Raw genomic sequence first — 24,566 nt, forward strand, 5'->3', positions numbered from 1 at the left:
TTCGAGGACCGGCCATGCTTCTCGCGATCGACGCGGGCAACACCAATGTGGTTTTCGCGCTGTTGGACGGGCGCGAAATCCGCGCGCGCTGGCGCATTGCGACCGACCCGCGCCGGACGGCGGACGAATATGCCGTGTGGCTGAACCAGCTGCTGATGCTGGAAGGCTATAAGATCAATGATGTCGATGCGGTTATCATTGCAACGGTCGTTCCCAGGGCGCTGCATAATTTGCAGGTGCTGGCCGAGAAATATTTCAGGGTGCCAGCGCTGATCGCGGGGCAGGCTCCGGTGGAATGGGGCATTGAACTGGACGTTGCGGAGCCTGCTTCGGTCGGGGCTGACCGGGTTGTAAACGCCATCGCTGCCCACCACCTTTATGCAGGCGACCTGATCGTCATCGATTTCGGGACGGCGACGACCTTCGACGTGGTTGATTATCAGGGGAGCTACAAGGGCGGCATCATCGCCCCTGGCATCAACCTGTCCCTTGATGCATTGGTTGCTGCGGCGGCGAAGCTGCCCAAGATCGCCATCGCTCCGCCGGAGAACCGATCGGTTATTGGACGCACGACGGAAGCCCAGATGCATATCGGCGTATTCTGGGGCTATGTGGCGATGATGGAAGGGCTGGTGGCGCGGATGCGCGCCGAAATCGGCCGCCCTGCCAAGGTGATTTCGACGGGCGGCCTTGCCGTCCTTTTTGACGAGAATAGCGATATTTTCGATGCGATCGTGCCGGACCTGACGATCATGGGGCTGGCGCTGCTGCACGAACGGAGTTTGAAAGACTGATGACACCTGGAAATGAGCTGCTGTTCCTGGCCCTGGGCGGGTCGGGGGAGATCGGCATGAATGTCAATCTCTATGGCTGCCAGGGTAAATGGGTGATGGTCGACCTGGGCCTGACCTTCGCCGATCCCGCCTATCCGGGCGTCGAACTGGTTCTGCCCGACCTGACCTTCATCGAGGAACGGCGCGACGACCTGCTGGGCATCGTGCTGACCCATGGGCATGAGGACCATATCGGCGCCTTGCCCTATCTGGCGGCGGATCTGGGCGTGCCGCTCTATGCGACCCCGTTCACGGCTGGCCTGATCCGGTTGAAGCTGGAGGAAGAGGGGCTGACCAGCGAGGTCGAGCTAAACGTCATCGAGAATGAGGGGAGCTTCGCGCTCGGTCCGTTCGGCTTCCGCTATGTGCCGCTGGCGCATTCGATCCCGGAGGGCAATGCCGTGCTGATCGACACGCCCTATGGCAGGATATTCCACACGGGCGACTGGAAGCTGGATGAGAAGCCTCTGCTGGGCCAGCCGTCGACGCCGGAGGAATTGACCGCGATCGGTGATGAAGGCGTGCTGGCGCTGGTGTGCGACAGCACCAATGTCTTCAATCCCGAAGCGAGCGGATCGGAAGGTGACGTTCGCGAAGGGTTGATGCAGACGGTCGCGGGCGCGAAGGGCCGCGTGCTGGTCACGACCTTTGCATCCAATGCCGCGCGATTGCAGACGCTGGGCGAGGTGGCGGCCGCCACCGGGCGGCGGCTGTGCGTCGCGGGGCGTTCGCTCGACCGCATCATCTCGACCGCCAAGGCGGCGGGTTATCTCAAGGACTTTCCGCCGACCGTGGATTGGGACGATGTGATGGCCCTGCCGCATAATGAGGTGATGATCATCGCCACCGGCGGCCAGGGAGAGGCGCGGGCCGCGCTGTCGCGCATCGCGTTCGACAGCCATCCGATCAAGCTGGATGCTGGCGACACGGTCGTATTTTCCTCCAAGCAGATCCCCGGCAATGAAATCGCCATCGGCCGTATCCAGAATGCGCTCGCGGCCAAGGGTGTGCTGATGGTCACGGACCGCCAGGCCGAGGTGCATGTTTCCGGGCATCCGGGGCGGCCGGAGCTGGAGGCAATGTATCGCTGGGTTCGCCCGCAGATTCTGCTGCCAGTGCATGGCGAGCGGAGGCACATGGCCGAGCAGGCGCGGCTGGGCCTTGCCAGCGGCATCCCCCACGCGGTGGTCCAATCCAATGGCGACCTGCTGCGTCTGGCCCCCAACGGGCCGGAGATCATCGGGCATGAAGCGACCGGCAGACTGGTGCTGGACGGTGACGTGATCCTGCCCGCAGACGGCGCGACGATGAATGAGCGGCGCAAGGTGGCGCTGCATGGCCAGATCAGCGTCGCGGTGGCGCTCGACGGCAAGGGAAGGGTCCTTGGGACGCCGGCGCTACGGACGCAGGGCGTGCCGGTGGAAGAAGACAAGGCGGCATTTCTTGATGAAGCAGCGGAGGAGGCCGCCGCGGCGGTCGCCAAGGGCTCGCTGGACGAGGAAGCCCTGCGCGAGCGGGTCAGGCTGGCGGTGCGGAGGACGGCGACGCGCTGGACCGGCAAGAAGCCCGTGGTCGACGTGCTGCTTATTCGAGCCTAAGACAGCATCATGAACTGGTATGCCATCTTCGCAATCTATGTGTTGTTCTGGGTGATCAGCGCTTTCATCGTGCTGCCCTTCGGACTGAGGACGCCCGACGAAACGGGCGAGGTGATACTGAAAGGACAGGCGGACAGCGCGCCCAGCAATTTCCGTCCCGGCATTGTCGCCATTCGGGCGACGATCCTGTCGGCGGTGTTGTTCGGGATCTACTACGCCAACTATGTTCAGGGCTGGGTGACGCTGGATCAGTTCGTCCGGTTGTCGTGACCGGGCCAGCATAGCGCAATGCGGATCAGGCCGCTCGCAGGAGCGGCGCTGCCGAGGTGATCACCCGGAAGGACGATCGCAGGAACAGCAGCGCCATGGCGGAACCGATCGCTATGTCAGGCCAAGGCGATTGCAGCAGGACGACCGCAGCCGCCGCAATGAGCACGGCGCTGTTCGAAATGCATCGTTGCGCGAACATTCGAACGTGCTTGCCATGTTCATATCTTCGCTGCGGAAGCGCCAGAGCAAACGCAGGCGATAGAGATTGGCAACCAAAGCGAGCGCGCCAAAGGCGAGCATCAGCAAAGACGAGGGCGGCATGCCGGACTGGATCTTGACGATCACGCTGATGACGATTCCAACGCCCAGCAGCAGGATAAACAGCCCTTGAACAAGGCCGCGCCCGCCTTCCACCGTTCCGTCCTGCCAAGCGCGTAGAGGCTGATGGCATAGACTAGCGCATCGCGAGCATGCCGGTGGCGTCGGCCATCAGGGCGGTTGAACCGGCAACGATGCCCGCCCCGAATTCGACGAAGAACATGATGGCGTTGATCGCCAGCACGATGATTAGCACCTTGCGCTGATCCGCCTGCCGCGCGAGGCGCTCGATCTCCGAAGCCTTTGATGAGCAGCAACTGTCCGCCAGCGCAGGAATATGGACCGGCGGGCCCCACGTCGCAACGAGCGCTCACGGTGTTGCAAGCGGGCGGGGGAGGGCTATCGCACCTCTCCCCATGCAGCGCTTCCCTCTTATTGACGCAGCCGCTCGATGGCCTGCGCGAGGGCGACGTAGAGCTTGCCCATATCAGACGACAGGATGGCGACGCCCAGCGCATTGCCATCACGCGCCGACAGGATGATCCGCAGCATCGATTCGAAATCATGGATGTAGCGGTTCACATGATCCTGAAATTCCAGGTCATTGTCATAGTGCAGCGCGATTTCGCGGGACTCTCCGGCGTCGAGCAGCTTCACCGCGCGTCTGGTGAAAACCCCGCGATCGCCCTTCAGATAGGATGACCAGGCCGAGTCCGTCACATCGTTGGACAGGATCTTGGTGACGTCGATGGCGGTGCTGTTGAGTGATTCGATCAGCAAGGCGGCACGGCGGGCGAAATGGTCGCGGTCACGCTCCTCGGCTGCGCGTTCTGCTTCCTCGATCTTCGACTGGACGCTGGCGCTGGTGTCGGCAATCGTCAGCAGCTGGCGCGTAAGGCGGTCGGATGCCTGATGTGCGGCCTTCACTGCTTCTTCGGCGACTCGCGCGACCATTTCGATCTGCGCGGTAACCTTGTCATCAATGGCGCGCTGCAAGGCTTGCTCGCTTGCGTCGGCCAGGGACTGGGCGGCGTCGGGAATGGCCCGGCCGAGCGCCTGGCGCGCGCGCTCCGCTGCCTGATCGGCAGTGTCCTTGACGCGCAGAAGGGCCGTGACGAGAAGTGGCCCGGCCCCTTCGGTGATGCGCGTCGCGTCCTGATGCGCGTTGTCGAGGGCCGTGCGAAGCTTCTCCACCAGTTCGCGATTGGCTTCGACGCCGCTCTGCGTGCTTTCCAGCCATTCGGTGAGGCGACGGCCCTGCCCTCGCAGCAATTCTTCCGCTTCCTGCGTGCGCCCGACCAACGCCTCGGAAATGGCCTCCAGCCGTTCCAGTTCGGGCGCGGCGCTTTCCAGCAGGGTCCGGCTGGTTTCGATCCGCGCGTCGAAGCGTTGCAGCGCCGCCGGGAAGGTCTCGTCCAATTCGCGGACACTCGAATCGAGCGCCACCAGCAGGGTTTCGGCGGAACTGATCAGCTTTTCGGCGGTGACACCGCCCGCCGCCAGCGAACTGTCGATCCTCTGCGTTTCCGCTGTCAGGCGGGTCAGCGCTTCCGTCAGCCGCTCATTGCGCGACAAGGCGGCGTCTTCCAGCGCGGCGAAACGCGCCTGGGCGCTGTCGACCGCTTCGCCCAGGGTGGCGTGCAGCCCCGCGACAAGCGTCCGCTGCCCATCAACCAGATCGTTGATCTGGTGAAGCCTGTTTTCGATCTCGCCCATATGGTCGGCAAGACCGGACACGGTTTCGTTGCTGATGCTGTCGATGCTGGCGCGCGAGCGGGTGACAAGGGCGTCGACCGCTTCGGCTTGCCGGGCGAGGCTGTCATCCGTGGCGGCCATGCCTTCTTTCGCCCGCGCCAGGGCGGCGTCCATCCGGTGACGGAACTCCGCCTCGATCGCTTCGGCATCCCTGGCAAGGGCGGCGGTAGCGTTCTGGCTGGTGGCGGAGATGCCCGCCTGCGCGGTTTCGACGAGGGATCGCAGCGCGCCTGCCTGGGCGGTGAGATCCTGATCCGCGCTGGCCATGATGCCGCGGGCATGGGCGAGGGAGGCTTCCAGCCGCTGCCGGACGTGAGCCTCCGCCGCTTCCAGCTGGTCCGTCAGGATCGCGGCGACGGACTGGGTCGTTGCAGACAGATTGTCCATGGTCCGCCCCATCAGGCTGTCGAGCATGGCGGATTTCTGTTCCAGATCCTGCCAGCCTTCCTCCATCGCCTTGCGCGCGCTCTGGGCCGTGGCGTCGATGCGGCCGGACGCGACATCGGCGAGGCCATTGACTTCCTCGCTGGCGGAACGGGTCGCTTCCCGCAGTTGGGTGAGCTGGGTGGACAGGCTCTTGGTAGCCGAAAGCGTTCGTGCCCGCGTATCGTCCGACAGTTCGCCAATGGCGTGCAGGCGCGCTTCGAGCGTGTCGATTCGCTCGGCAAGCGCGTGGCCATTGTCGCTGATCTGGGCGGCCATGCGGGTGGCGCGTTCCTCAAGGTCCGGCATGGACGCGATCAGGGCATCCATCCGCGCCACCAGCGCAGCGCCCGCCCGTTCGGCTGCTTCCGCCTTTTCCGTCGTGCTGTTCGCGCGGCTGGCGATCAGTTCGGCGGAGGCTTCCATATTGCTGCTGGCGGCCGCGCCATAGCTGTCGAGCAGTTCCGCCTGATCATGCATGTTCTGCCGCGCGCTCGCCAATTGGGCATTGATCCGCGCAAGCCGCAGTTCCAGCATTTCCGTTTCGGTGCGCAGCGCGCGCGCGCTGTTCAGGTAGCGGCGCGACTCGGCCCGGCTGTTGCGGGTCATCAGCAGATAGCAGAGGCCAAGCAGCACGATGGGGACCAGGATCGCCGCCACGATGCCCGGCCATGCGGCGGGACCGGCACGCCATTGTCCCGTGCTGATGGTCGCCCAGCCGGCAAAGCCAAGCCATGCCGCGCCAAGCGCCGCGAAGGCCATGGCCGTCCGCCGCGCCGCGCGCTCATCCTTGGCGATGGCTTCGCTTTCCGCCTCCAGATCCTGGAGGGCCTGCTTCGATTGCAGATCATCCTCCGCCTGCGACTCATTGGCGGTCGCTATGCTCTTGTTGCGCCAAAATTCGACGATTGTGCTGCCCCCGGTCATGCACCCATCCTAACAGCTTTTCAGCGCAACAAAATGCCCCGTTACCAAAACTTAACGCAAGCCCGATAGCGTTGACCCCATGTCCTATGATCCTGGCGCCCTGGATGCCGCACTTGCCGCAGCGGTCGGCGAAGATATCGCGCTGATCGCCGATCTGCGCGTGGCGTTCATGGAAAGCGCCGAGCGGCAGCTGGACCTGCTCCGCCGCGCCCGTTGCGACGCGAACTGGGAATTGGCGGCGTGGCGGCTCAAGGGGCTGGCGGCGAGCTTCGGCCTCACCAGCCTGATGGCGATCGCGGATGAGGCGGCCAGCAGCGCGCCAGGCGACCCGCGCGTCCTGCGGCAGATACGCATGACGCTGGACCGGCTTCGCAACGGCTGACGCGCGGCGCTTGCGCGGACGGCTTCTCCTTGCGAAAAGGCGGGCCTCACAAGCACGGGTCGGTTCCATCGCAGCATGACATTTGCGGCCATTCTCAGCGCCAGCCGGGCATCCGGCGATTCCAGCGGAGCACTGCGCGCGAGCCTGCATTTCGCCGGGCAGACGCTGGTGGAATATCAGGCACGGCAGGCGGCGCGGGCGGGGGCGGACAGGATCATGATCCTGGTCAGCGTGATAACGCCCGCCCTGTCGCAGGCCGTGGACCGGTTGAGCGCCGACGGCATTCCCGTTGCTCTGGTACGCGACATGGTGTCGATGGTGCGGGATGCCCCGCGCGACACGGACGTCCTGCTGGTCGCTGACGGCGTCGTCGTCGCGCAAAGCCATTTCGATGCCATGGCCGAGCGGGAGGGCAATGCCCTGCTGGTAACGGACGATAGCCGCGCCAGCGCGCCGTTCGAGCGCATCGATGCCGGGCAGCGCTGGGCAGGGCTGGCGCGGGTCAGCCCCGATCTGCTGTTCGGGACGCTGGACATGATCGGCGATTGGGACCTGTCGCTGACCCTGGTCCGCGCGGCGGTGCAGAGCGGAGCGCGGAGGGTAACCGTGCCGCAGGACGACCTGCTGACCGGGCGCGTGGCGCTCGTCGAAACGCAGGCGGAGGCGGACGTCGCCGCACAGACCGTCATGTCCTCCGGTTCCCGCGCCACATATGTGCGGGGATTGGCCGAACATTATCTGCTGGCACCGCTGGCGCGTCTGGCAAGCCCGGCGCTGATGCGAACGCAGGTTCCCACGATGCAGGTCCGAATAGCGGGAATGGCCCTTGGCGCAATCGCGCTGGTGCCGATTGAACTGCTGTGGCCCGCGACCGGCTTCTTCCTTCTGCTGCTGGCATTGCTGATCGCGGAGATTGCTGACCGGCTGGATGAACTGGCGTTGCGATTGCCGCCATCGGGATGGGCCGCATTCGTCGTTCCCTTCTTCGCCGTGGGTGGTATTTCGCTTGCCGGAGCAGGCGTGCTGGCGACATGCCTCGCTCTGCTGCTTGCGATCGTGCAGGTCGCCGACCGCTGGCGCAGGACCGGCGCGGCACGGCCATGGATGATCTTCACGCCCGCCAGCGCCCTGCTGCTTTTACTGCTGACCACATGGGTAGGTGCATTTTCGCTGGGCTATGAAGTGTCGATGCTGTGCGTGATCGCGTCCGTGGGCACCATCATCCTGCTGAAACGCGACTGAAAAATTTTCCTGCTTAGGGTTTAGTGCATTTTAAGGACGCGTGGCTATGCTGCCCGGCATGAGCGCCTTTTCGTTCCCTTCCGGTACGATGGTGGCTGACAGCTGGCCCATGGCGCGAGTCATGGCGGGCATGTCCGCTGTTCCCGTCGGCCATGCCATTGATCTGGCGTTTTTCTTTCCCGAAACGGAGAGGGACCGGCATGATGCCCTGATGGCGGAGACGCGGCGGCATCTGGGCGGGTGCCTGACCGGGATTGAAGCGGCGTTGCGAATCGCGTTGCGCGACCGGCCTGCCATAGCCGCTTTGGCGGGGCAGCAGCGGGCTATGCTGTGCTGGCCGATGGTATGCGCCCAGCCCACATTGTTGAGCCCGGCGCTGCTCGCCCATATGCAGATGCGAGCGGGCGTAACGCTGATGCTGCGGCAATTCGGTCAGCCGGATGGGGAGTTTGAAGAGGCGGAGGCCGACGCGTTGCTGGCCAATGACGATCCGGCGATTGGAGAGACGCTGGCGGCGCTGGCGGTGGCGGAAGGCCGGTGGCTGGCGATCGGCGCGGAGGATGAACCGATGCTGGCGGACTTGCCGGCCGAGCATTTCGCCGAGCTGCTGTGGACGGCTGCGGCCTGCATGACGGCGGTGGTGCAGCGGAGCGGGATGGACGGCGCCGAAACGGCTCTGCCCATGTTCGAACAGGCTGGCCGGGCGCTGCTGGCGGCGCATGACGAAGCCAGGGGGCCGATCGCGATCGCCGCGCGCCTCGTGCGTCAGTTGGGCGAGCGGGCCGACGCGCCGGATCTTCTGGGTGCGGCTTTGGGGCAGCGGCGCTTCCTGCTGTTCGCCGCCCTTGCCGCCCGGCGTTTGCGCATGGATTGCGCCCAGGTGGCCGACATCATGGTGCTGGGCCCGGTGAACGAACTGGCGGCGCTGTGCCGGTCCCTTGGCGGATCGGATGCGGACTACAGGCATCTGCTGCTTGCCTTGCGGCCGGTGCGCCCGTCCCTCACAGATGCGGCGATCATCGGGGAAGCGGATCGTTACCAGGCGCTGACCGAAGCACAGGCGGACGCGGCCGTCAGCACGATGCGCGCTCCGGTTGCGCTTCGGGCGAAGCTGGATCATCTGCGCCGGGTCGCTTTCTGATGCATATGTCCGCGCACCCGGCCGTCGTGCGTGCGATGGTGGCGGCCAACGGCCTGCTGCTGAGCGCGGACCCGCCGCTATTGCAATTGCAGCGGGAGGCGGGGGCGGATGTTGGTGCCGTGCTCGCCATTCCGCAACTCGCGGCAATCGTGCGGCTGGCCTTGCGGCTTGGCGTCACCGTGTCGCGGCCCGTCACTGCCGCTGCCGAACGCGGCGACATCGATATGTGGGTGCGCGCGAAGCCGGAGGCGGACGGCGTGCAGATCGCCGTCATCGAATGGAGCGAGCGCCCGGCAGCGATCATGCCGGTCGATAATGTGCGGCGAGAGGCGGATATCGCCGCCGTCGCTGAAGGGTGGACGTGGCAGATCGATACGCAGTTGCGATTTCAGATGGTGCTGGAAGGGGCGGGGCAGGAGAGCGTTCTTCCTGAGACTCAGCCCGCGCCGGGCAGCCGCTTCACCAGCTATTTCCAGCTTCAACCGGGGGAAGAAGGCGACCTTGCCATCCTGCGTGGTTTCGCGCAGCGGCGGGCGTTCCGCGATCAGATCGCCACGCTGGTGGCGGAACCGGACCGGCGGTTCAGCCTCTCGGGCTTTCCCATGTTCGACATTTCCGGGCAGCTGCTGGGATATAGGGGGAAGGCTTTCCCGGTGGATCGCGCCATCCTTTCGCCGGATGTGCCGCCCGCGCCCGGCGTCATCATCTATCCGGCGGAATTCGGGCGGAGGCTCGACCGGTCGCTGCGCCAGCCGCTTGGCCGGATCATCGCCAATGCCGATTCGATTAGTGCTCAGGTCGATGGGCCCTTGCGCCCGGATTATGCCGGTTATGCCAGCGACATTGCGGCGGCCGGACGGCACCTGATGGCGTTGATTGACGATCTTGCGGACCTGCAAGCGATCGACCGGCTGGATTTCACTGTCGCGACGGAGGATGTGGACCTGGCCGATATCGGCAGGAGAGCCTCCGGGCTGTTTGTCGTCAAGGCGCTTGACCGGCAGATCCGGCTGGTGCCTCCGGGTCCTGACCAGTCAGCGGTCGCCACGGGAGAATTCCGCCGCGCCTTGCAGATACTGATGAACCTGGTCGGCAACGCGGTCCGATACAGCCCCGATGGGTCGGAAGTGCGCATCGAAACGGGCGTGCAGGACGGGCGCGCATGGATCGCCGTGCTGGACCAGGGCGCCGGCGTGCCGCAGGACAGCCGCGAGCGCATCTTCAACAAGTTTGAGCGGCTGGGGCGCAGCGATCCAGGCGGCAGCGGCCTTGGCCTTTATATCTCGCGAAGGCTGGCGCGGGCGATGGGCGGCGATATCGAAGTCGATGAAGCGCCCGGCGGGGGAGCCCGCTTCACTCTCTTCCTTCCCATAAGTAGCTGAACGCAAAAACGGCGCCCGAAGGCGCCGTTTTCCGTTCCATCAGTCCTGCGCCGTTCACCGCTGGCTGACAGGCACATAATCCCGCTGCGCCGGGCCGGTGTAGAGCTGGCGCGGACGGCCGATCTTCTGCGCTGGGTCGGAGATCATTTCGTTCCACTGCGCAACCCAGCCGACGGTGCGGGCGAGAGCAAAGAGCACCGTGAACATCTCGGTCGGGAAGCCGATGGCCGACAGGATCACGCCCGAATAGAAGTCGACATTCGGGTAGAGCTTCTTTTCGATGAAGTAGGGATCGTTGAGGGCGATCTGCTCCAGCTCCTTGGCAACGTCGAAGACCGGATCGTTGACGCCCAGCTTTTCCAGCACGTCCTTCGCCGTCTTCTGCATGACCGTCGCGCGCGGGTCGTAATTTTTGTAGACGCGGTGGCCAAAGCCCATCAGGCGGAACGGATCGTCCTTGTTCTTCGCGCGGGCGATATATTCCGGGATACGATCGACGGTGCCGATCTCGCGCAGCATGTTGAGCGCGGCTTCATTCGCGCCGCCATGCGCCGGGCCCCACAGGCAGGCGATCCCCGCCGCGATGCAGGCGAAGGGGTTGGCGCCCGACGAACCGGCCAGCCGGACGGTCGAGGTCGACGCATTCTGCTCATGATCGGCATGGAGGATGAAGATCTTGTCCATCGCGTCCACGATCACCGGATCGGGTTCATATTCCTCCGCCGGGACCGAGAAGGTCATGCGCAGGAAATTAGCGGTGTAGCTGAGGTCGTTGCGCGGATAGACAAAGGGCTGGCCCACCGAATATTTATATGCCATCGCCGCGATGGTCGGCATCTTGGCGATCAGGCGGTGGCTCGCGATCTTGCGCTGCTCCGGGTCATTGATGTCGGTCGAATCATGGTAGAAAGCCGACAGCGCGCCGACTACGCCGCACATGATCGCCATCGGGTGCGCATCCCGGCGGAAACCGCGGTAGAAGGTGGTCAGCTGCTCATGCACCATGGTGTGGCGCGTGATGGTGCGGGTGAAGTCTTCCAGCTCGGCCTTGGACGGCAGTTCGCCGTTCAGCAGCAGGTAGCTGACTTCCATGAAGCTAGACTGTTCGGCGAGCTGGTCGATCGGATAGCCGCGATGCAGCAGGATGCCGGCGTCACCGTCGATATAGGTCAACCCCGAATCGCAGCTCGCCGTCGATGTAAAGCCCGGATCATAGGTGAACATGCCCGTATTGGCGTACAGCTTGCGAACGTCGATGACCTTGGGCCCGACCGTGCCACTCAAGATGCCATATTCCTTGGCATCGCCTCCAACGGTCAAGGTGGCATTGTTTTCCGACATCATGTTCTCCTCAATTGCCACGGCTGGCCGATGCGTGCCCGGCATCGTTCAGCCGTTTCAAGCTCTCCACTTTTCCCAGCAGGAAAAGGACATCAAAAATGCCCGGCGAAACCGTGCGACCGGTCAGCGCCGCACGCAGAGGCTGGGCGACCTTGCCCAGTCCCAAGCCGGCTTCCTCTGCCACGCGGCGTGTCGCCTCTTCTATCGCTTCGACCGTCCAGGTCTGGACGGAGCCAAGAGCGTCGGCTGTCTTGCCCAGCAGCTCGCGCGCCGATTCGTCTAGCAGAGCGAGAGCCTTGTCGTCAAAATCCAGCGGGCAATTTTTGAACAGGAACTCTGCTCCCTCGGCAATTTCGTTAAGCGTCTTTGCACGGGGCTTGAGGGACGGCATGGCCCGCGCCAGCAATTCAGCGGCATTTGCCGGCAATTGCGCGAGGCCCAGCCGTGCCGCGATGCGGGGCGCCGTCAGCGCCGCCAGACGCGTGTCATCCGCCTCACGCAGATAATGGGCGTTCAGATTTTCCAGCTTCTTGATATCGAAGCGCGAGGGCGAACGGCCGACGCCGGAAATGTCGAACAGTTCGATGGCGCGCTCACGGGAGATGATCTCCTCATCCCCATGGCCCCAGCCCAGCCGCAGCAGATAGTTGAGCACGGCTTCCGGCAGCATGCCCATTTCGTCGCGGTAAGCGTCCACGCCCAGCGCGCCATGCCGTTTCGACAGCTTCGCTCCGTCCGATCCATGGATCAGCGGGATATGGGCGTAGACCGGCTCTTCCCAACCCATCCCCTTGATGATGCCAAGCTGGCGGAAGGCGTTGTTGAGATGATCATCGCCCCGGATCACGTGGGTCACGCCCATGTCATGGTCATCGACCACGACAGCCAGCATGTAAGTGGGGGTGCCGTCGGAACGGAGCAGGATCATGTCGTCCAGTTCCGCATTCTGCACGACCACGCGGCCCTGGACCGCGTCCTCGATCACGGTTTCGCCTTCGCGCGAAGCTTTCAACCGAATGACATAGGGTGCTCCCGCGGGCGCTTCCGCAGGATCGCGGTCACGCCAGCGGCCATCATAGCGCATCGGCTGCCTGGCGGCGCGCTGCTGTTCGCGCAGTTCCGCCAGTTCCTCCGGCGTTGCGTAACAGCGATAGGCGTCGCCCTGCGCCAATAGCTGGTTTGCGACCTCCGCATGGCGGGCCGACCGTTCGAACTGGAATATAGCGGGTTCGTCGCCCGTCAGGCCAAGCCATTCCAGACCATCGAAAATCGCGGCCACGGCCTCTTCGGTCGAGCGGGCGCGATCCGTATCTTCGATGCGCAGCAGGAACTTGCCGCCATGATGACGGGCGAACAGCCAGTTGAAGAGGGCGGTGCGCGCGCCGCCGATATGCAGGAAGCCGGTGGGAGACGGCGCGAAACGGGTCACGACCTGCTTGTTCAAACCCGTTGCACTCACCGCGAAATTCCCTGACATGCGCCTTGCTCATTCATGAACGCGACGCCCCCTAGCATGGCTTTTGAGCCACGACAAACCTCCGTTGGCGGGAACATCCGGCAGGCGGGCGAGAGGCTTTTCGCCATCGTGGAGGGAGCGCTGGAGGAGGAGCGGGAGCAGCTTGCGCTATGGGTCCCGGTCGCCATGGGCATGGGCATCGTCGCCTGGTTTCTTTTGCCCAACAGGTTGGAATGGCTTGGTTTCTGCTGTTTTTCGCTGGCCATGGCGGCCGGTGGCATGCTGTTGCCAGCGGGTGGACGCGTGCGGCAGGCCATCGTGCTGGGCGGAATATTGGCATGCGTGGGATGCGTGCTGGTCTGGGGGAAAGCGATGGCCTGGGGCACGCCGCCGCTGCCGCGCGCCGCCTTCATGGAGGTGACTGGCGAGGTCCGAAGCGTCAGCGCGATTCCGGCTCAGCAGATGAGTCGTATGTTGGTCCGCCCCATCGATGCGCCCGCATTGCCGCGGCAGATCCGGGTGAACATAGCGCAAAAGGATGTGCCCGAAGGATTGGGGGAGGGGGCTATCGTTCGCTTTCGCGCGCGGCTGATGCCGCCTGCGCCGCCTAGCCTGCCGGGTGGATATGATTTTGCCCGGCGCGCCTATTTTCAGGGCATCGGCGCTACGGGACGGGCGCTGAAGCCGGTGAAAGTGCTCCGGCCTTCCACCAGTGCGCCGCCACTTCGCGCGCGCCTCTTCGCCCACATCACAGGACGTGTCGAGGGGCCGGGCGCTGGTATCGCTGCTGCGCTTGCGACCGGGGATCAGGGGGCGATCGCGGAGGAGGATGCCGAGGCGATGCGCAGGAGCGGGCTTGCGCATCTGCTGTCCATCAGTGGCCTGCATGTTACCGCGCTGATCGGGGCTGTGATCTTCCTGTTGATGCGCGTTATGGCGCTGAGCCGCCGCGCCGCGCTTGATTGGCCCCTGATGCTGATCGCGGCTGCGGGCGGCGCGCTGGCTGGTATCGGTTACACGCTTTTGACCGGGGCGGAAGTGCCTACGGTACGGTCGTGCGTGGCCGCCTTGCTGGTGCTGGGCGGGCTGGCGCTTGGGCGGGATGCCATCACGTTGCGGCTGGTCGCGGCGGGCGCTGTGGTGGTGCTGATATTCTGGCCGGAGGCTCTGGTGGGACCGAGCTTCCAGATGAGCTTCGCGGCTGTGATAGCGCTGGTCGCATTGAGCGAGCATCCCCGCTTCCGCGCCTTTGCCGCTGCACGTGACGAACATTGGCTGCGGCGGGTGGGGCGAAGCCTGGGCGCCATGCTGCTGACGGGCTTTGCCGTTGAGCTGGTGCTCGCGCCGATCGCGCTGTTGCATTTTCACAAGGCGGGGATGCTGGGCGCTTTCGCCAATCTGCTGGCGATCCCGCTGACGACTTTCGTGGTGATGCCGCTGGAGGCGATGGCGTTGCTGCTCGACATCGGGGGGCTGGGCGCTCCCTTCTGGTGGCTCACGGCACGATCGCTCGACCTGCTACTGGTCATTGCCCATGGCGTGTCGGCAAGTCCCTGGGCCGTGATGATGACGCCGACCCTGCCCACAGGGGTTTTCGCTGCGGCGATACTGGGTGGATTATGGTGCCTTTTGTGGCGTAGCTGGTGGCGTTGGGCAGGGCTCATTCCCATAGCGGCTGGAGTGGCGGTCATGTCCATGGCATCGCCGCCCGACATATTGGTCACCAGCGATGGCCGCCATGTCGCGGTACGCGCGTCGACAGGAGGCATGGCATTGTTGCGGGCGGGTGCAGGAGACTATGTCCGCGACATGATGGCGGAAAGCGCTGGCTTCGACGGCGAGATGAGCGCACTGGCGGACTTGCCCGAAGCGCGCTGCTCCGATGATCTCTGCGCGGTTCGGCTGGATGTGAACGGCCGCGCATGGCGATTGCTGCTGACGCGCAGTGATATGCTGATCGATAAGGCTGCGCTGCAAGATGACTGCGCCAGCGCGGACATTGTTGTTTCCGACCGCCGCCTGCCGCCCTGGTGCCGCCCGCGCTGGCTGAAAGCGGACCGGCGCTTGCTCTGGCGGACAGGCGGGCTGGCTATCGACCTGAACCAGGGCAGGATAAGCGGGACGAAAATAGCGAGTGATGCCCATCCATGGATCGTCCCTGCGGTCAGGAACCGGAAGGCCCGTTCCGGCAATCAGTTGTAGCGCCGCAGCAGCCCTGCCAGCTTGCCCTGGATACGCACCTGCCGCGGATCATAGACCTGAGGCTTATAGGCTGCGTTGGCGGGATCGAGCCGAACCCTTGACCCGTCGCGATGGAAATATTTGAGCGTCGCCTCGCTCTCATCGATCAGCGCTACGACGATCTGCCCCTCGCGCGCGACTTCGGTGCGCTGGATCAGGGCATAGTCGCCATCCAATATGCCTGCTTCCACCATGGAGTCACCGGAAACCTCCAGCGCATAATGGTCGCCAGCGCCCAGCAGGGCAGCGGGCACGGAAAGCATATTCTGCCCTTCAAGCGCTTCGATCGGCACGCCTGCCGCGATCCGGCCGTGGAGCGGGATGTCGATGACGTCATTGGCGGCAATCGGCGCTTTGGCGGTCAGTTGCGGCTTGGCAGGCGCTGCCTTGGGCGCTCGGTGCATCGCCTCGGGAAGTTTCAGCACCTCAAGCGCGCGGGCGCGGTTCGGCAGGCGGCGGATGAAGCCCCGTTCCTCAAGCGCGTTGATCAGCCTGTGGATGCCGGATTTCGATCGCAGATCGAGCGCTTCCTTCATCTCCTCGAAAGAGGGGGATACCCCCCCTTCCTCCAGCCGGTTTTGAATGAAGCTCAGCAATTCCTGTTGCTTCGGCGTCAGCATGCCTGCTTGTCCTCCATGGAACGGATGGAGAACGCATAGGAAACGGAAAGTGGCAAGTCAAGCGGTTAACCGCTCACCGTAACAAACGGAACGGAGCGGTGCGCCAGCCGTTTCATGGCAGCCTTTTTACAAGGCGTGAATAGGAGAGTGAGATGGCGAACCAGAACAATCAGGGCGGTGATCAGCGCCGCCAGCAAGGCGGCGACCGTTCGAGCCAGGGCGGCCGTCAGCAGCAGCAAGAGAACCGCCAGGGCCAGATGGGCCAGGAGCGTGGCAAGGACAAGGGCGGCCAGGGCAAGCAACAGCGCTGAGCCTATAGCTGGCCTATGAAGAAGGGGTCGCATATGCGGCCCCTTTTTTTCACGTGAGCGGCAGGATGGTCACGGTCTCCCCGGCGTCCGCCGCAGGTGAGCGCGCGGGCCGGACGATCAGGCAGTCGGCCTGTGCGAGGGCGCAGGTGGCGGCGCTGTCCTGCGACGTCACGGAAACCACGCCATTGCCGCTGCGACAGGCGCGCAGATAATCGTCGCGCTCTCCCGTGGCGGGGAGTGGCGCGGCGAGGGTTGCCGTCGATGCGGGTGGGAAGGGGGCAGCGGCGCCCGCCATATGCCTGACCAGTGGCAGCAGGAATAGATAAGCCGTGACGAAGGCCGAAACGGGATTGCCCGGCAGTCCCAGGAACACGGCGTCGCCCAAATGGCCCGCCATCAGCGGCTTGCCGGGACGCATGCGGATTTTCCAGAAGTCGAGGCTTCCGCCAGCCTTGGCGAAGGCGGGGCGGACGAGGTCGTGATCGCCGACCGATGCGCCGCCGGTGGAGACGATGATGTCGGCCTTGGCGGCTTGCTCCAGCGCTCCGGTCATCGCGTCGAGATTGTCGGGGACGATGCCGAGGTCGGTGACGTCGCAAGCAAGCCCGCCCAGCATGGCGGCGAGCATGGGAGCGTTGGACGAAGGCAGGCTGCCCGGCGGGACCGGCGCGCCGGGCGGGACCAGTTCATTGCCGGTCGACAGCAGTGCGATGCGGGGCCTGCCGCCGACGGAGAGCGCGCCATGGCCGCCCAGCACCGCGAGCGCGATCTGAGCGGCCCCTAAACCAGCGCCAGCGCCCAGCAGGCGCTGCCCGGCCTGAAAGTCGGAAGCGGCCGGGCGCACATTGCGGCCCTTGGCAAGGGGCGCGCATGCCGGGTTGAGCGCGCCATGTTCAACTGCCGCATCCTCCTGTATGAGGACGGTGTCTGCACCTTCGGGAAGCGGAGCGCCGGTGAAGATGCGGCAGCATTCGCCTGGCGCGAGGGGAGCGGGAACAGCGCCGCCTGCCGTGCTTTCGCCCGCGATCCACCAGGGGCCGGGCCATTCGGCGGCGCGGATGGCGTAGCCGTCCATGGCCGAAAGGTCAGCCCAGGGCTGGCTGCGCAGCGCTAAGACATCTTCGGCGAGCCAGCGGCCCGCGCACTGGGCGATCGGCAGGCGTTCGGCGGGAAGCTGCCGGGCCAGCGTGAGCAGGCGGGCCTGAGCCTCCGCGACCGGCAGCAGGGTCATGGCGCGCGCCAGTCGCCGGACTTGCCGCCGGTCTTGGCGAGCAGCCGGACGCCATCTATGACCATCGCCTTGTCGATCGCCTTGGCCATGTCGTAAATGGTCAGCAAGGCGGTGGAGGCCGCCGTGAGCGCTTCCATTTCCACCCCGGTCTGGCCTGCCGTCCTTGCGGTCGCCTTCACGATGACGCCCTGCGCCTCCAGTTGGAAGTCGATGACAACGGATGTCAGGGGGATCGGATGGCAGAGCGGAATGAGGTCCGCGGTGCGCTTGGCTGCCATGATCCCGGCCACGCGGGCGACGGCCAGGACGTCGCCCTTCTTGACGAGGCCCTGGGCGATGGCTGACGCGGCATCTTCCTTCATGGTGATGCGGCCGGTGGCGACTGCTTCGCGCGCGGTGACGGGCTTCGCCGAAACATCGACCATCCGGGCCGATCCGTCTTCGTCCAGATGGGTAAGGCCGTTCATGCGCCGGTGAGCAGCGCGCGGGTCGCCGCCTCGACATCGGCCTGCCGCATCAGCGATTCGCCGACCAGGAAGCAGCGCACGCCGTGGTCCGCCATCGCAGCCAGATCGGCATGGCTGCCAAGTCCGCTTTCCGCGACGAAAGTGCAGCCTTCGGGCGCGTGGCCGACCAGTTCATAGGTGCGGGCGAAATCGACGCTGAAATCGCGCAGGTCGCGATTGTTGACGCCGATGAGGCGGGAGCGCAGCTTCATGGCGCGTTCCAGTTCCCGCGCGTCATGCACCTCCACCAGCGCGTCCATGCCGAGGCCGAGCGCGGCATCCTCTATTTCCGCCATCTGCCCGTCATCCAGCGCGGCGGCGATGATGAGGATGGCGTCCGCGCCCAGCGCCCTGCTTTCCAGCACCTGCCACGGGTCCACCATGAAGTCCTTGCGCAGCACCGGCAGGGCGCAGGCGGCGCGGGCGGCGATCAGATAATCGTCATGCCCCTGAAAATAAGGCGCGTCGGTAAGGACGGAGAGGCAGGCGGCGCCACCGGCGGCGTAGGCGCGGGCATGGGCGGGGGGATCGAAATCGGCGCGGATGAGGCCCTTGGACGGGCTGGCCTTCTTCACCTCCGCGATGAGGCCGAAGCCGGTGCGCGAGGCGTCGTCCAGCGCTTTGCGGAAGCCGCGCGGCGGCGTCTGTCCGGCGGCGCGGTCTTGCAGGCTGGCGACGCTGGTTGCCGCCTTGCGCCGGGCGACCTCCTCCCGCTTCGTATCGCAGATCTCGATCAGCTTGTTCGTCATTGATAGGCTATCCAGCAATTGAGCAGGGCGTTGGCAAGCCCGCGGTCGATCGTTTCGGCGGCTTCCTCCACCCCTTCGCGGAAGCCTGGCACGGCGTCTGCCACGACAAGGGCGGCGGCGGCGTTCAGCAGCACGGCGTCGCGATAGGGCCCCGCTTCTCCTTGCAGCAGTTTCCGCAGCGCGGCGGCGTTATAGGCCGGGTCGCCGCCGCGGATCGCGTCCACGGGATGGGTGGACAGGCCAAGTTCGGCGGCGCTCAAGCGGTGCATCGCGACGAGGCTGTGGCCCTTCACCTCCGCCATGTCGTTGCCGCCCGCCAGCGAAAGCTCGTCCAGCCCTTCGTCGCCGGAGATGATCATGGCGCGGTCGACGCCCAGATCGGCCAGGGCTTCGGCATAGATGGGCACATAAGCGGGGCGGGCGATGCCGACGAGCTGGCGGCGGACCCTGGCGGGGTTGGCGAGCGGACCCATCAGGTTGAAGATGGTGCGTTCGCCGATCGCCTTGCGGATGGGACCGAGCCGTTTGAGCGCCGGGTGATAATTTTGCGCGAACAGGAAGCAGATGCCAAGGTCGGCCAAAGTGGCTTCGGCGGTCTGCGCCGCGCGGTCGAGATCAAGGCCGAGCGCTTCCAGAGTGTCGGCCGCGCCTGCCTTTGACGAGGCGGCGCGATTGCCATGCTTGGCGACCGGAACGCCAGCGGCGGCGACCACCAGGCTGACGGCGGTGGACACGTTCAGCGTATGATGCCCGTCGCCGCCGGTGCCGCACACGTCGATCGCCCCTTCGGGCGCGCTGATCGACAGCATGCGGGCGCGCATCGCGCGGGCGGCGGCGGCGATTTCCACCGCGCTTTCGCCGCGCCGCGCCATGGTGACGAGGAAGCTGGCGATGTCCGCTTCCGCAAGGTCGCCGTCGAACAGCAGGTCGAAGGCGCGGGCGGCCTCTTCGGCGCTCAGCGGCGCGGCGGGATCGGGCAGGCGGGTCATCGCTGGTGCCTTAATCATGCCGCCGCGCCGGAGTCGAGGGCGGGATGTCGAAACTGGTTCGCGCGCCCGTCACAGGGTGACATAGGTGACACGACAAGGGCACGGAAAACCGCCCATTTTCGCAAAATTTCCTACAGGATCAAAGAGCCGCGCCGAAAGCCCCTGACGATAGCGCGGCGGCGCGGCTGTAGGACAGCGAAAAATTCAGGCGGGGGCGTGTTCCCGCACGGGAAGCCCCGCGATGCGCAGGAAGTTGGCCAGCATGTCATGCCCATATTCCGTCGCGATGCTTTCGGGATGGAACTGGACCGAATGGATGGGCAGGCTTTCGTGGCGGAAGCCCATGACCGATCCATCCTCGCTGGTGGCGTTCACGCGCAGGCAGGCGGGAATATCCTCCACGATCAGCGAGTGATAGCGAGTCGCGGTGAAGGGGGAGGGCAGTCCTTCGAACAGGCCGGTGCCGTCATGGACGACCGGCGAGGTCTTTCCATGCATCAGCCCGCCGCGCACCACCTGGCCGCCGAAATGCTGGCCGATCGCCTGATGGCCCAGGCATACGCCGAGCAGGGGCGCGCCCGCGTCCGCGCAGGCGGCGACCAGATCCAGGCTGACCCCGGCCTCATTGGGCGTGCAGGGGCCGGGCGACAGCAGGAAGGCGCTGGCCCCGCTGGAAAGCGCCTGGCCTGCCGAGATGGCGTCGTTGCGCACCACTTCCACCTGCGCGCCCAATTCCATCAGATAGTGGACGAGGTTCCAGGTGAAGCTGTCGTAATTGTCGATGACGAGGATCATGGGGCCAAGGCTATAATGCGCCCCGCGCTCCGGGCCAATCGGAATCGGCGGGGCAGCTTTGAACCTGCCGCGCGCGCAGGCGTTCTCCACCCGAAACGATCAGTGAGGATGGCATGAAACGCTATGCATATGGCTGGATAACGGCCCTGTTCTTTCTTGTGTCGATCGCGGGACACTGGCTGTTCGGCTGGTGGGCCTATGTGGACGAGGCGCATTCCCATGGGCAGGCGCCCGAAGTCGCCGCCTATGCCGTGGAAATGGCGCGCGACACGTTCGAAAACTGGCAGTCGGAATTCTTGCAGCTGATCTGGCAGGTCGTTGGCCTGGCCTATTTCCTCTATGTCGGGTCCCCGGCGTCCAAGGAGAATGACGACCGGCTGGAAGCCAAGATCGACGAGCTGCTGAAGATGACCGGCGGCAAGCAGGCCGAGGGGCTGATCGACGAAATCGACCGGCGTTACCTGCGCGTGGGCGGCCATGCCAAGCCGCATGCCCATGATGTGGGGCATGAGTGAGCGGGAGGGCGCGTGCGAAATGAAGCGGCAACGTTCAAGGCGCGGGAACCGAGCGCCCCTTCAGCCGCTTCATGTCCATTGTTCATGAGGAGGACGGAAATGGCCAAGGCCGAATTTACGGATGCGATTGCGCTGCTGAAAGCCGACCACCGCAAGGTCGAGGACCTGTTCGAGCAGTTCGAGAAGGCGAAGAGTGCGAACCGCAAGCAGGACATCGCGCATCAGATCTGCACCGAATTGAAGATCCACACGATGATCGAGGAGGAGATTTTCTATCCGGCCTTCCGCGGCAAGATAGAGGACGACACGCTGGACGAAGCCTATGTCGAGCATGACGGGGCCAAGGTGCTGGTGAACGACATCGAGGCCGGATCGCCGGAGGACGATTTCTACGACGCCAAGGTCACGGTGCTGTCGGAAGAGATCAAGCATCACGTCAAGGAAGAGGAGCGGCAGTCGGACGGCATGTTCGCCCAGTGCCGCAAGACGGACGTCGACCTTGTCGAGCTGCGCGACCGGATGATGGCGCGCAAGCAGGAACTGATGGCGCAGGCCAAGGCAAGCGGGCTGCCCGTCGCCAAGCCCAGGGCCGTCCATCTGGTCGCGGCCTGAGCGCGGAGGTTGAAAAAGGCCGCGCATTATCCCATATGCGCTGGTGCCGGGTTCGCCCGGCTATGGTGATAAATCGTATCGTGCAATAGGCGCAGCGGACCCGGGGGCAGTACCCGGCGGCTCCACCACATGCCCCGCCTGGCGGGGTGTATGACGGGGCCGAACTAGGATCGACGTGTGTTGAAAAGCGATGCCTTCACCCGGCCTGAGTACGCCGTAAAAAGGTTCAAAACTCACAAGTGCCAACGATAACGAGGCTCTTGCTCTTGCTGCGTAATTGATGGCCTCACGGCCTGACATTACTCAAAGAGAACGCGGTTGAACCCACCGGGCAACAGAAGGGAATTCAGCGGCCGCCGGAGGGGCCGGGCAACAGAACCCTCCGGACCTTTCCCCAAAAGAGCATGATCGCGGCAAGCGGCCGGTGGCGCGCCGAACGGGTCCGCATGCGTCCGCGACTCGGAACGGGATTTCCGGATCAACTCAATTACACTTTTATGACAGTTTGAAGAAAAACTGATAAGTAATTGATATTGACCAAAAGAAAATGCTTTTCGCGTGTGCCTCACTCTCTTGCCCAGATGTCATCCAAGTGAAATAATCATGGCTATATTGGAAAGTTTTTTTCGGGAGAGGTGAGATGATCAAGCTGATGGCGGTCCTGGGCTTCGCGGCCGCATCCTTGGCGCCGGTCGCCGCATCGGCCGCAGCCGGCGAGGTGGTGGTCGTCGGCGTGCAGGACGGTGGCCTTGCCGCAGCATCGCTCATGTCCCGCAATTATGAAAGCGCGGCGAAGCGGCTCGCGGCTCCGCGCCCGGACGAAGCCAATGATCCGGCGCGGCTCATCAACCTGGGCAACGCCTATGCGGGGCTGGGCCGCATGCATGACGCGCAGGAGGCGTATCGTTCGGCGCGCTTCGCCCCGGACATGACGCTGTCGCTGGCCAATGGCGAGGAAGCGTCGTCGCGCGACATCGCCCGCCGCGCGCTGGGCAGGCTGGAAGCAAGCTACGCCATGCGCTGAGCATTTCCCGGCGGAAGTCTTTACAGGGGCGCTGTCCGGCGGACAGCGCCCTTTTTCGCGCGCGCCCATTTCATCGGAATGAAAGAAGAGTCTTCAAACTGTCATTTTCACGTCTTCATTCCGTCACGGAAGCAAAACGTGCCTGTCATCTGCCACGCCTAGCTGCGGCTCCTGAGGGCGACAGGGGGCGTTGTCCGATTCGAGTTCCCCTTGCGCTCCGCACTGCAACTGACCGGAAAAAGCCGGAAGCGGAGACGACATGGCCAAGATCAACCATATTCAAACCATCCTGATGGCGGGCGTCGCCTGCGCGGCGCTGAGCGCCTGCGGAGCCGACGACATTGCCTCGCCCGGCGAAGGCGCGATCGTCATTCCGGCGCCCACGCCGACCCCGACGCCCGGCACGCCTACGCCGACACCGACTCCGGGATCGGTGACCCCGGCGGCCGAATGCCCGAACATCTCCGGCCCCGCGAAGCTGACGGCGCGCGGTATCATTTCGGACAAGCGCGGGAATAGCTGGCTGAACTGCGGCCTGCCGCTGCGCTTTACCGAAACCACGACCCTGCCCAAGGCGGCGGGCGTTCTTTACTCGATGCCGGGTCGTGTCGATGTCGGCACCGACCAGGGCGCCGCGAGCACGAACAGCGTCGTCACCCTGAACATCGAACCGGGCGTCGTGCTTTTCGCATCGACGGGCAACACCTTCCTGGCGGTGAACCGCGGCAACAAGATCAACGCGGTCGGCACCCCGACCCAGCCGATCATCTTCACCAGCGAATCGAACGTTCTGGGCAATGTGGACGATCAGACCTCTGGCCAGTGGGGCGGCGTCGTCCTGCTCGGCCGTGCGAAGATAACCGACTGTCTCGCGCCCGCCGCAGCCCCAGGCACCGACGCTTGCCAGCGCGATACGGAAGGCGCGAGCGGCGCCCTCTACGGCGGCACGAACGATGCCGACAGTTCGGGCCGCATGAGCTATGTCCAGATCCGCTATTCGGGCTTCGTCCTCTCGGGCTCCAGCGAATTGCAGGGTCTCACCCCATCAGGCGTGGGCACCGGCACGCAGCTTGATCACATCCAGGTCCACAACAGCTCTGACGACGGCATCGAAATCTTCGGCGGCAGCGTCCACCCGCGTTATCTGGTGCTGACCGGCAATGAAGATGACAATCTGGATACCGATGTCGGCTATCGCGGCACCGTTCAGTATCTGCTGAGCGTCCAGCGCGCAAACAACGACATCGGCGACAGCTTCCTTGAAACCGACTCCAACGGTGGCACGGAATCGAACAATGGCGAAGACGTGCTGCCGCGCCAGTATCTGAAGGTCGCCAACTTCACCTACATCAACCGTTCGACCACGGGCTCCAACGGTTCCGCCATGCTGCTGCGCGGCGGTGCGGACCTGACGCTGGTCAACGGCCTGATCGTCAGCCCGAACCAGAGCTGCCTGCGCATCGACGGCACGCCTACCGTGCGCGACGCCGATACGGCGCTGGAGGATGTAGGCAAGCCGCGCTACATCTCCGTGGCGATGCAGTGCTCCAGCACGCCCTACAAGGGCAGCCGCGGCGTGACCGCCGCTGTCGTCCAGTCGATCTTCGAAGCCGGTCCGAACAGCACGATCAACTACACCCCGTCGCTGAGCAGCCTGTTCATCAACGGCGCGACGGAAACGGCCCTGACCGCGACCGATCCCAAGACGATCGACCCGGCCTTCACCACGACCAACTATGTGGGCGCGGTCAAGGACAGCACCGACACCTGGTATGCCGGTTGGACCTGCAACTCTGTCACGGCAAGCTTTGGCAGCGCCAGCGGCAACTGCACGGACATCCCGACCACCTGATCCTGACCTGACCTCAACAGGGGCGGGGGAGCGTTTACCGGCGCTTCTCCGCC

23 protein-coding genes and 1 other RNA gene are annotated in these 24,566 nt (G+C 64.8%); 14 read left to right on the plus strand and 10 right to left on the minus strand.

Going from position 1 to position 24,566, the window contains the following annotated elements; translation table 11 throughout:
- Positions 1 to 14: 14 nt before the first annotated feature.
- Genes L288_RS40740 through L288_RS40750 form a run of 3 tightly spaced genes read left to right on the plus strand, consistent with a single transcriptional unit; the run spans position 15 to position 2,701 of the window.
- Entirely contained in the window at positions 15 to 794 is a 780-nt protein-coding gene (locus L288_RS40740) for a type III pantothenate kinase (protein ID WP_021239955.1), read from the plus strand.
- Complete coding sequence (locus tag L288_RS40745) at positions 794 to 2,431, plus strand: ribonuclease J (protein WP_021239956.1); 1,638 nt, start codon at positions 794 to 796, stop codon at positions 2,429 to 2,431. Before L288_RS40740 ends, L288_RS40745 begins: the two co-directional genes overlap by 1 nt.
- A gap of 9 nt (positions 2,432 to 2,440) precedes the next feature.
- Positions 2,441 to 2,701, plus strand: coding sequence for a DUF1467 family protein (locus tag L288_RS40750; protein ID WP_021239957.1), 261 nt, complete (start codon positions 2,441 to 2,443; stop codon positions 2,699 to 2,701).
- Between the two features lie 111 nt (positions 2,702 to 2,812).
- On the opposite strand, the gene L288_RS44060 is transcribed toward L288_RS40750, so the two are convergent.
- Positions 2,813 to 3,046, minus strand: coding sequence for a hypothetical protein (locus L288_RS44060; RefSeq protein ID WP_236613081.1), 234 nt, complete (start codon positions 3,044 to 3,046; stop codon positions 2,813 to 2,815).
- A 405-nt stretch (positions 3,047 to 3,451) separates the two neighbouring features.
- A complete protein-coding gene (locus tag L288_RS40760; protein ID WP_021239958.1) occupies positions 3,452 to 6,124 on the minus strand; it encodes a coiled-coil domain-containing protein in 2,673 nt (890 codons plus the stop codon).
- Positions 6,125 to 6,203: 79 nt separating this feature from the next.
- Here L288_RS40760 and L288_RS40765 point away from each other — a divergent pair, with 79 nt between their 5' ends.
- From L288_RS40765 to L288_RS40780, 4 genes are all read left to right on the plus strand, one after another.
- Positions 6,204 to 6,506, plus strand: a complete 303-nt coding sequence (locus L288_RS40765) for an Hpt domain-containing protein (protein ID WP_021239959.1) — start codon at positions 6,204 to 6,206, stop codon at positions 6,504 to 6,506.
- Positions 6,507 to 6,581: 75 nt separating this feature from the next.
- A complete protein-coding gene (locus L288_RS40770; RefSeq protein ID WP_021239960.1) occupies positions 6,582 to 7,748 on the plus strand; it encodes a hypothetical protein in 1,167 nt (388 codons plus the stop codon).
- A 46-nt stretch (positions 7,749 to 7,794) separates the two neighbouring features.
- The gene (locus L288_RS40775; RefSeq protein ID WP_021239961.1) at positions 7,795 to 8,889 is read left to right on the plus strand and encodes a DUF2336 domain-containing protein; all 1,095 of its coding nucleotides are present in this window, start codon (positions 7,795 to 7,797) and stop codon (positions 8,887 to 8,889) included.
- The gene (locus tag L288_RS40780) at positions 8,889 to 10,271 is read left to right on the plus strand and encodes a sensor histidine kinase (RefSeq protein ID WP_021239962.1); all 1,383 of its coding nucleotides are present in this window, start codon (positions 8,889 to 8,891) and stop codon (positions 10,269 to 10,271) included. The genes L288_RS40775 and L288_RS40780 overlap by 1 nt, the downstream gene beginning before the upstream one ends.
- A gap of 54 nt (positions 10,272 to 10,325) precedes the next feature.
- Here L288_RS40780 and L288_RS40785 read toward each other — a convergent pair whose 3' ends face one another.
- Together L288_RS40785 and gltX are read right to left on the minus strand one after the other, a co-directional pair.
- Positions 10,326 to 11,612, minus strand: coding sequence for a citrate synthase (locus tag L288_RS40785; RefSeq protein ID WP_030538573.1), 1,287 nt, complete (start codon positions 11,610 to 11,612; stop codon positions 10,326 to 10,328).
- 10 nt (positions 11,613 to 11,622) lie between these two features.
- On the minus strand, positions 11,623 to 13,089 hold the full coding sequence (gene gltX, locus L288_RS40790) for a glutamate--tRNA ligase (protein ID WP_021239964.1): 1,467 nt from the start codon (positions 13,087 to 13,089) through the stop codon (positions 11,623 to 11,625).
- A gap of 36 nt (positions 13,090 to 13,125) precedes the next feature.
- Here gltX and L288_RS40795 point away from each other — a divergent pair, with 36 nt between their 5' ends.
- The gene (locus L288_RS40795; protein ID WP_021239965.1) at positions 13,126 to 15,270 is read left to right on the plus strand and encodes a ComEC/Rec2 family competence protein; all 2,145 of its coding nucleotides are present in this window, start codon (positions 13,126 to 13,128) and stop codon (positions 15,268 to 15,270) included.
- Here the strand turns inward: L288_RS40795 and lexA are convergent.
- Complete coding sequence (lexA, locus tag L288_RS40800; protein ID WP_021239966.1) at positions 15,261 to 15,929, minus strand: transcriptional repressor LexA; 669 nt, start codon at positions 15,927 to 15,929, stop codon at positions 15,261 to 15,263. The genes L288_RS40795 and lexA overlap by 10 nt on opposite strands.
- A gap of 152 nt (positions 15,930 to 16,081) precedes the next feature.
- Between lexA and L288_RS43695 the strand changes: the two genes are divergently transcribed.
- Positions 16,082 to 16,240 carry a hypothetical protein gene (locus L288_RS43695; RefSeq protein WP_021239967.1) on the plus strand — a complete coding sequence of 53 codons (159 nt, stop codon included), beginning with the start codon at positions 16,082 to 16,084 and terminating at the stop codon, positions 16,238 to 16,240.
- A gap of 49 nt (positions 16,241 to 16,289) precedes the next feature.
- Here L288_RS43695 and L288_RS40805 read toward each other — a convergent pair whose 3' ends face one another.
- The 5 genes from L288_RS40805 to L288_RS40825 all read right to left on the minus strand — a co-directional run bounded on the left by L288_RS40805 (position 16,290) and on the right by L288_RS40825 (position 20,510).
- A complete protein-coding gene (locus L288_RS40805) occupies positions 16,290 to 17,471 on the minus strand; it encodes a molybdopterin molybdotransferase MoeA (protein WP_021239968.1) in 1,182 nt (393 codons plus the stop codon).
- A complete protein-coding gene (gene moaC / locus L288_RS40810) occupies positions 17,468 to 17,938 on the minus strand; it encodes a cyclic pyranopterin monophosphate synthase MoaC (protein ID WP_021239969.1) in 471 nt (156 codons plus the stop codon). The genes L288_RS40805 and moaC overlap by 4 nt, the downstream gene beginning before the upstream one ends.
- Complete coding sequence (gene trpC, locus L288_RS40815; protein ID WP_021239970.1) at positions 17,935 to 18,726, minus strand: indole-3-glycerol phosphate synthase TrpC; 792 nt, start codon at positions 18,724 to 18,726, stop codon at positions 17,935 to 17,937. Before trpC ends, moaC begins: the two co-directional genes overlap by 4 nt.
- Positions 18,723 to 19,715 carry an anthranilate phosphoribosyltransferase gene (trpD, locus tag L288_RS40820; RefSeq protein ID WP_021239971.1) on the minus strand — a complete coding sequence of 331 codons (993 nt, stop codon included), beginning with the start codon at positions 19,713 to 19,715 and terminating at the stop codon, positions 18,723 to 18,725. The genes trpC and trpD overlap by 4 nt, the downstream gene beginning before the upstream one ends.
- A 204-nt stretch (positions 19,716 to 19,919) precedes the next feature.
- The gene (locus L288_RS40825) at positions 19,920 to 20,510 is read right to left on the minus strand and encodes an anthranilate synthase component II (protein ID WP_031304953.1); all 591 of its coding nucleotides are present in this window, start codon (positions 20,508 to 20,510) and stop codon (positions 19,920 to 19,922) included.
- A 113-nt stretch (positions 20,511 to 20,623) separates the two neighbouring features.
- Here L288_RS40825 and L288_RS40830 point away from each other — a divergent pair, with 113 nt between their 5' ends.
- The 5 genes from L288_RS40830 to L288_RS40845 all read left to right on the plus strand — a co-directional run bounded on the left by L288_RS40830 (position 20,624) and on the right by L288_RS40845 (position 24,513).
- The gene (locus L288_RS40830) at positions 20,624 to 21,025 is read left to right on the plus strand and encodes a DUF6766 family protein (protein WP_021239973.1); all 402 of its coding nucleotides are present in this window, start codon (positions 20,624 to 20,626) and stop codon (positions 21,023 to 21,025) included.
- A 99-nt stretch (positions 21,026 to 21,124) separates the two neighbouring features.
- Complete coding sequence (locus L288_RS40835; protein WP_021239974.1) at positions 21,125 to 21,637, plus strand: hemerythrin domain-containing protein; 513 nt, start codon at positions 21,125 to 21,127, stop codon at positions 21,635 to 21,637.
- Between the two features lie 5 nt (positions 21,638 to 21,642).
- Positions 21,643 to 21,986, plus strand: a transfer-messenger RNA (tmRNA) gene (gene ssrA / locus L288_RS42835).
- Between the two features lie 291 nt (positions 21,987 to 22,277).
- On the plus strand, positions 22,278 to 22,661 hold the full coding sequence (locus tag L288_RS40840; protein ID WP_021239975.1) for a hypothetical protein: 384 nt from the start codon (positions 22,278 to 22,280) through the stop codon (positions 22,659 to 22,661).
- A gap of 259 nt (positions 22,662 to 22,920) precedes the next feature.
- A complete protein-coding gene (locus tag L288_RS40845) occupies positions 22,921 to 24,513 on the plus strand; it encodes a hypothetical protein (RefSeq protein ID WP_021239976.1) in 1,593 nt (530 codons plus the stop codon).
- The last annotated feature ends 53 nt before the right edge of the window (positions 24,514 to 24,566 follow it).

It is taken from the genome of Sphingobium quisquiliarum P25 (genome assembly GCF_000445065.1).
Classification (GTDB): Bacteria; Pseudomonadota; Alphaproteobacteria; order Sphingomonadales; family Sphingomonadaceae; genus Sphingobium; species Sphingobium quisquiliarum.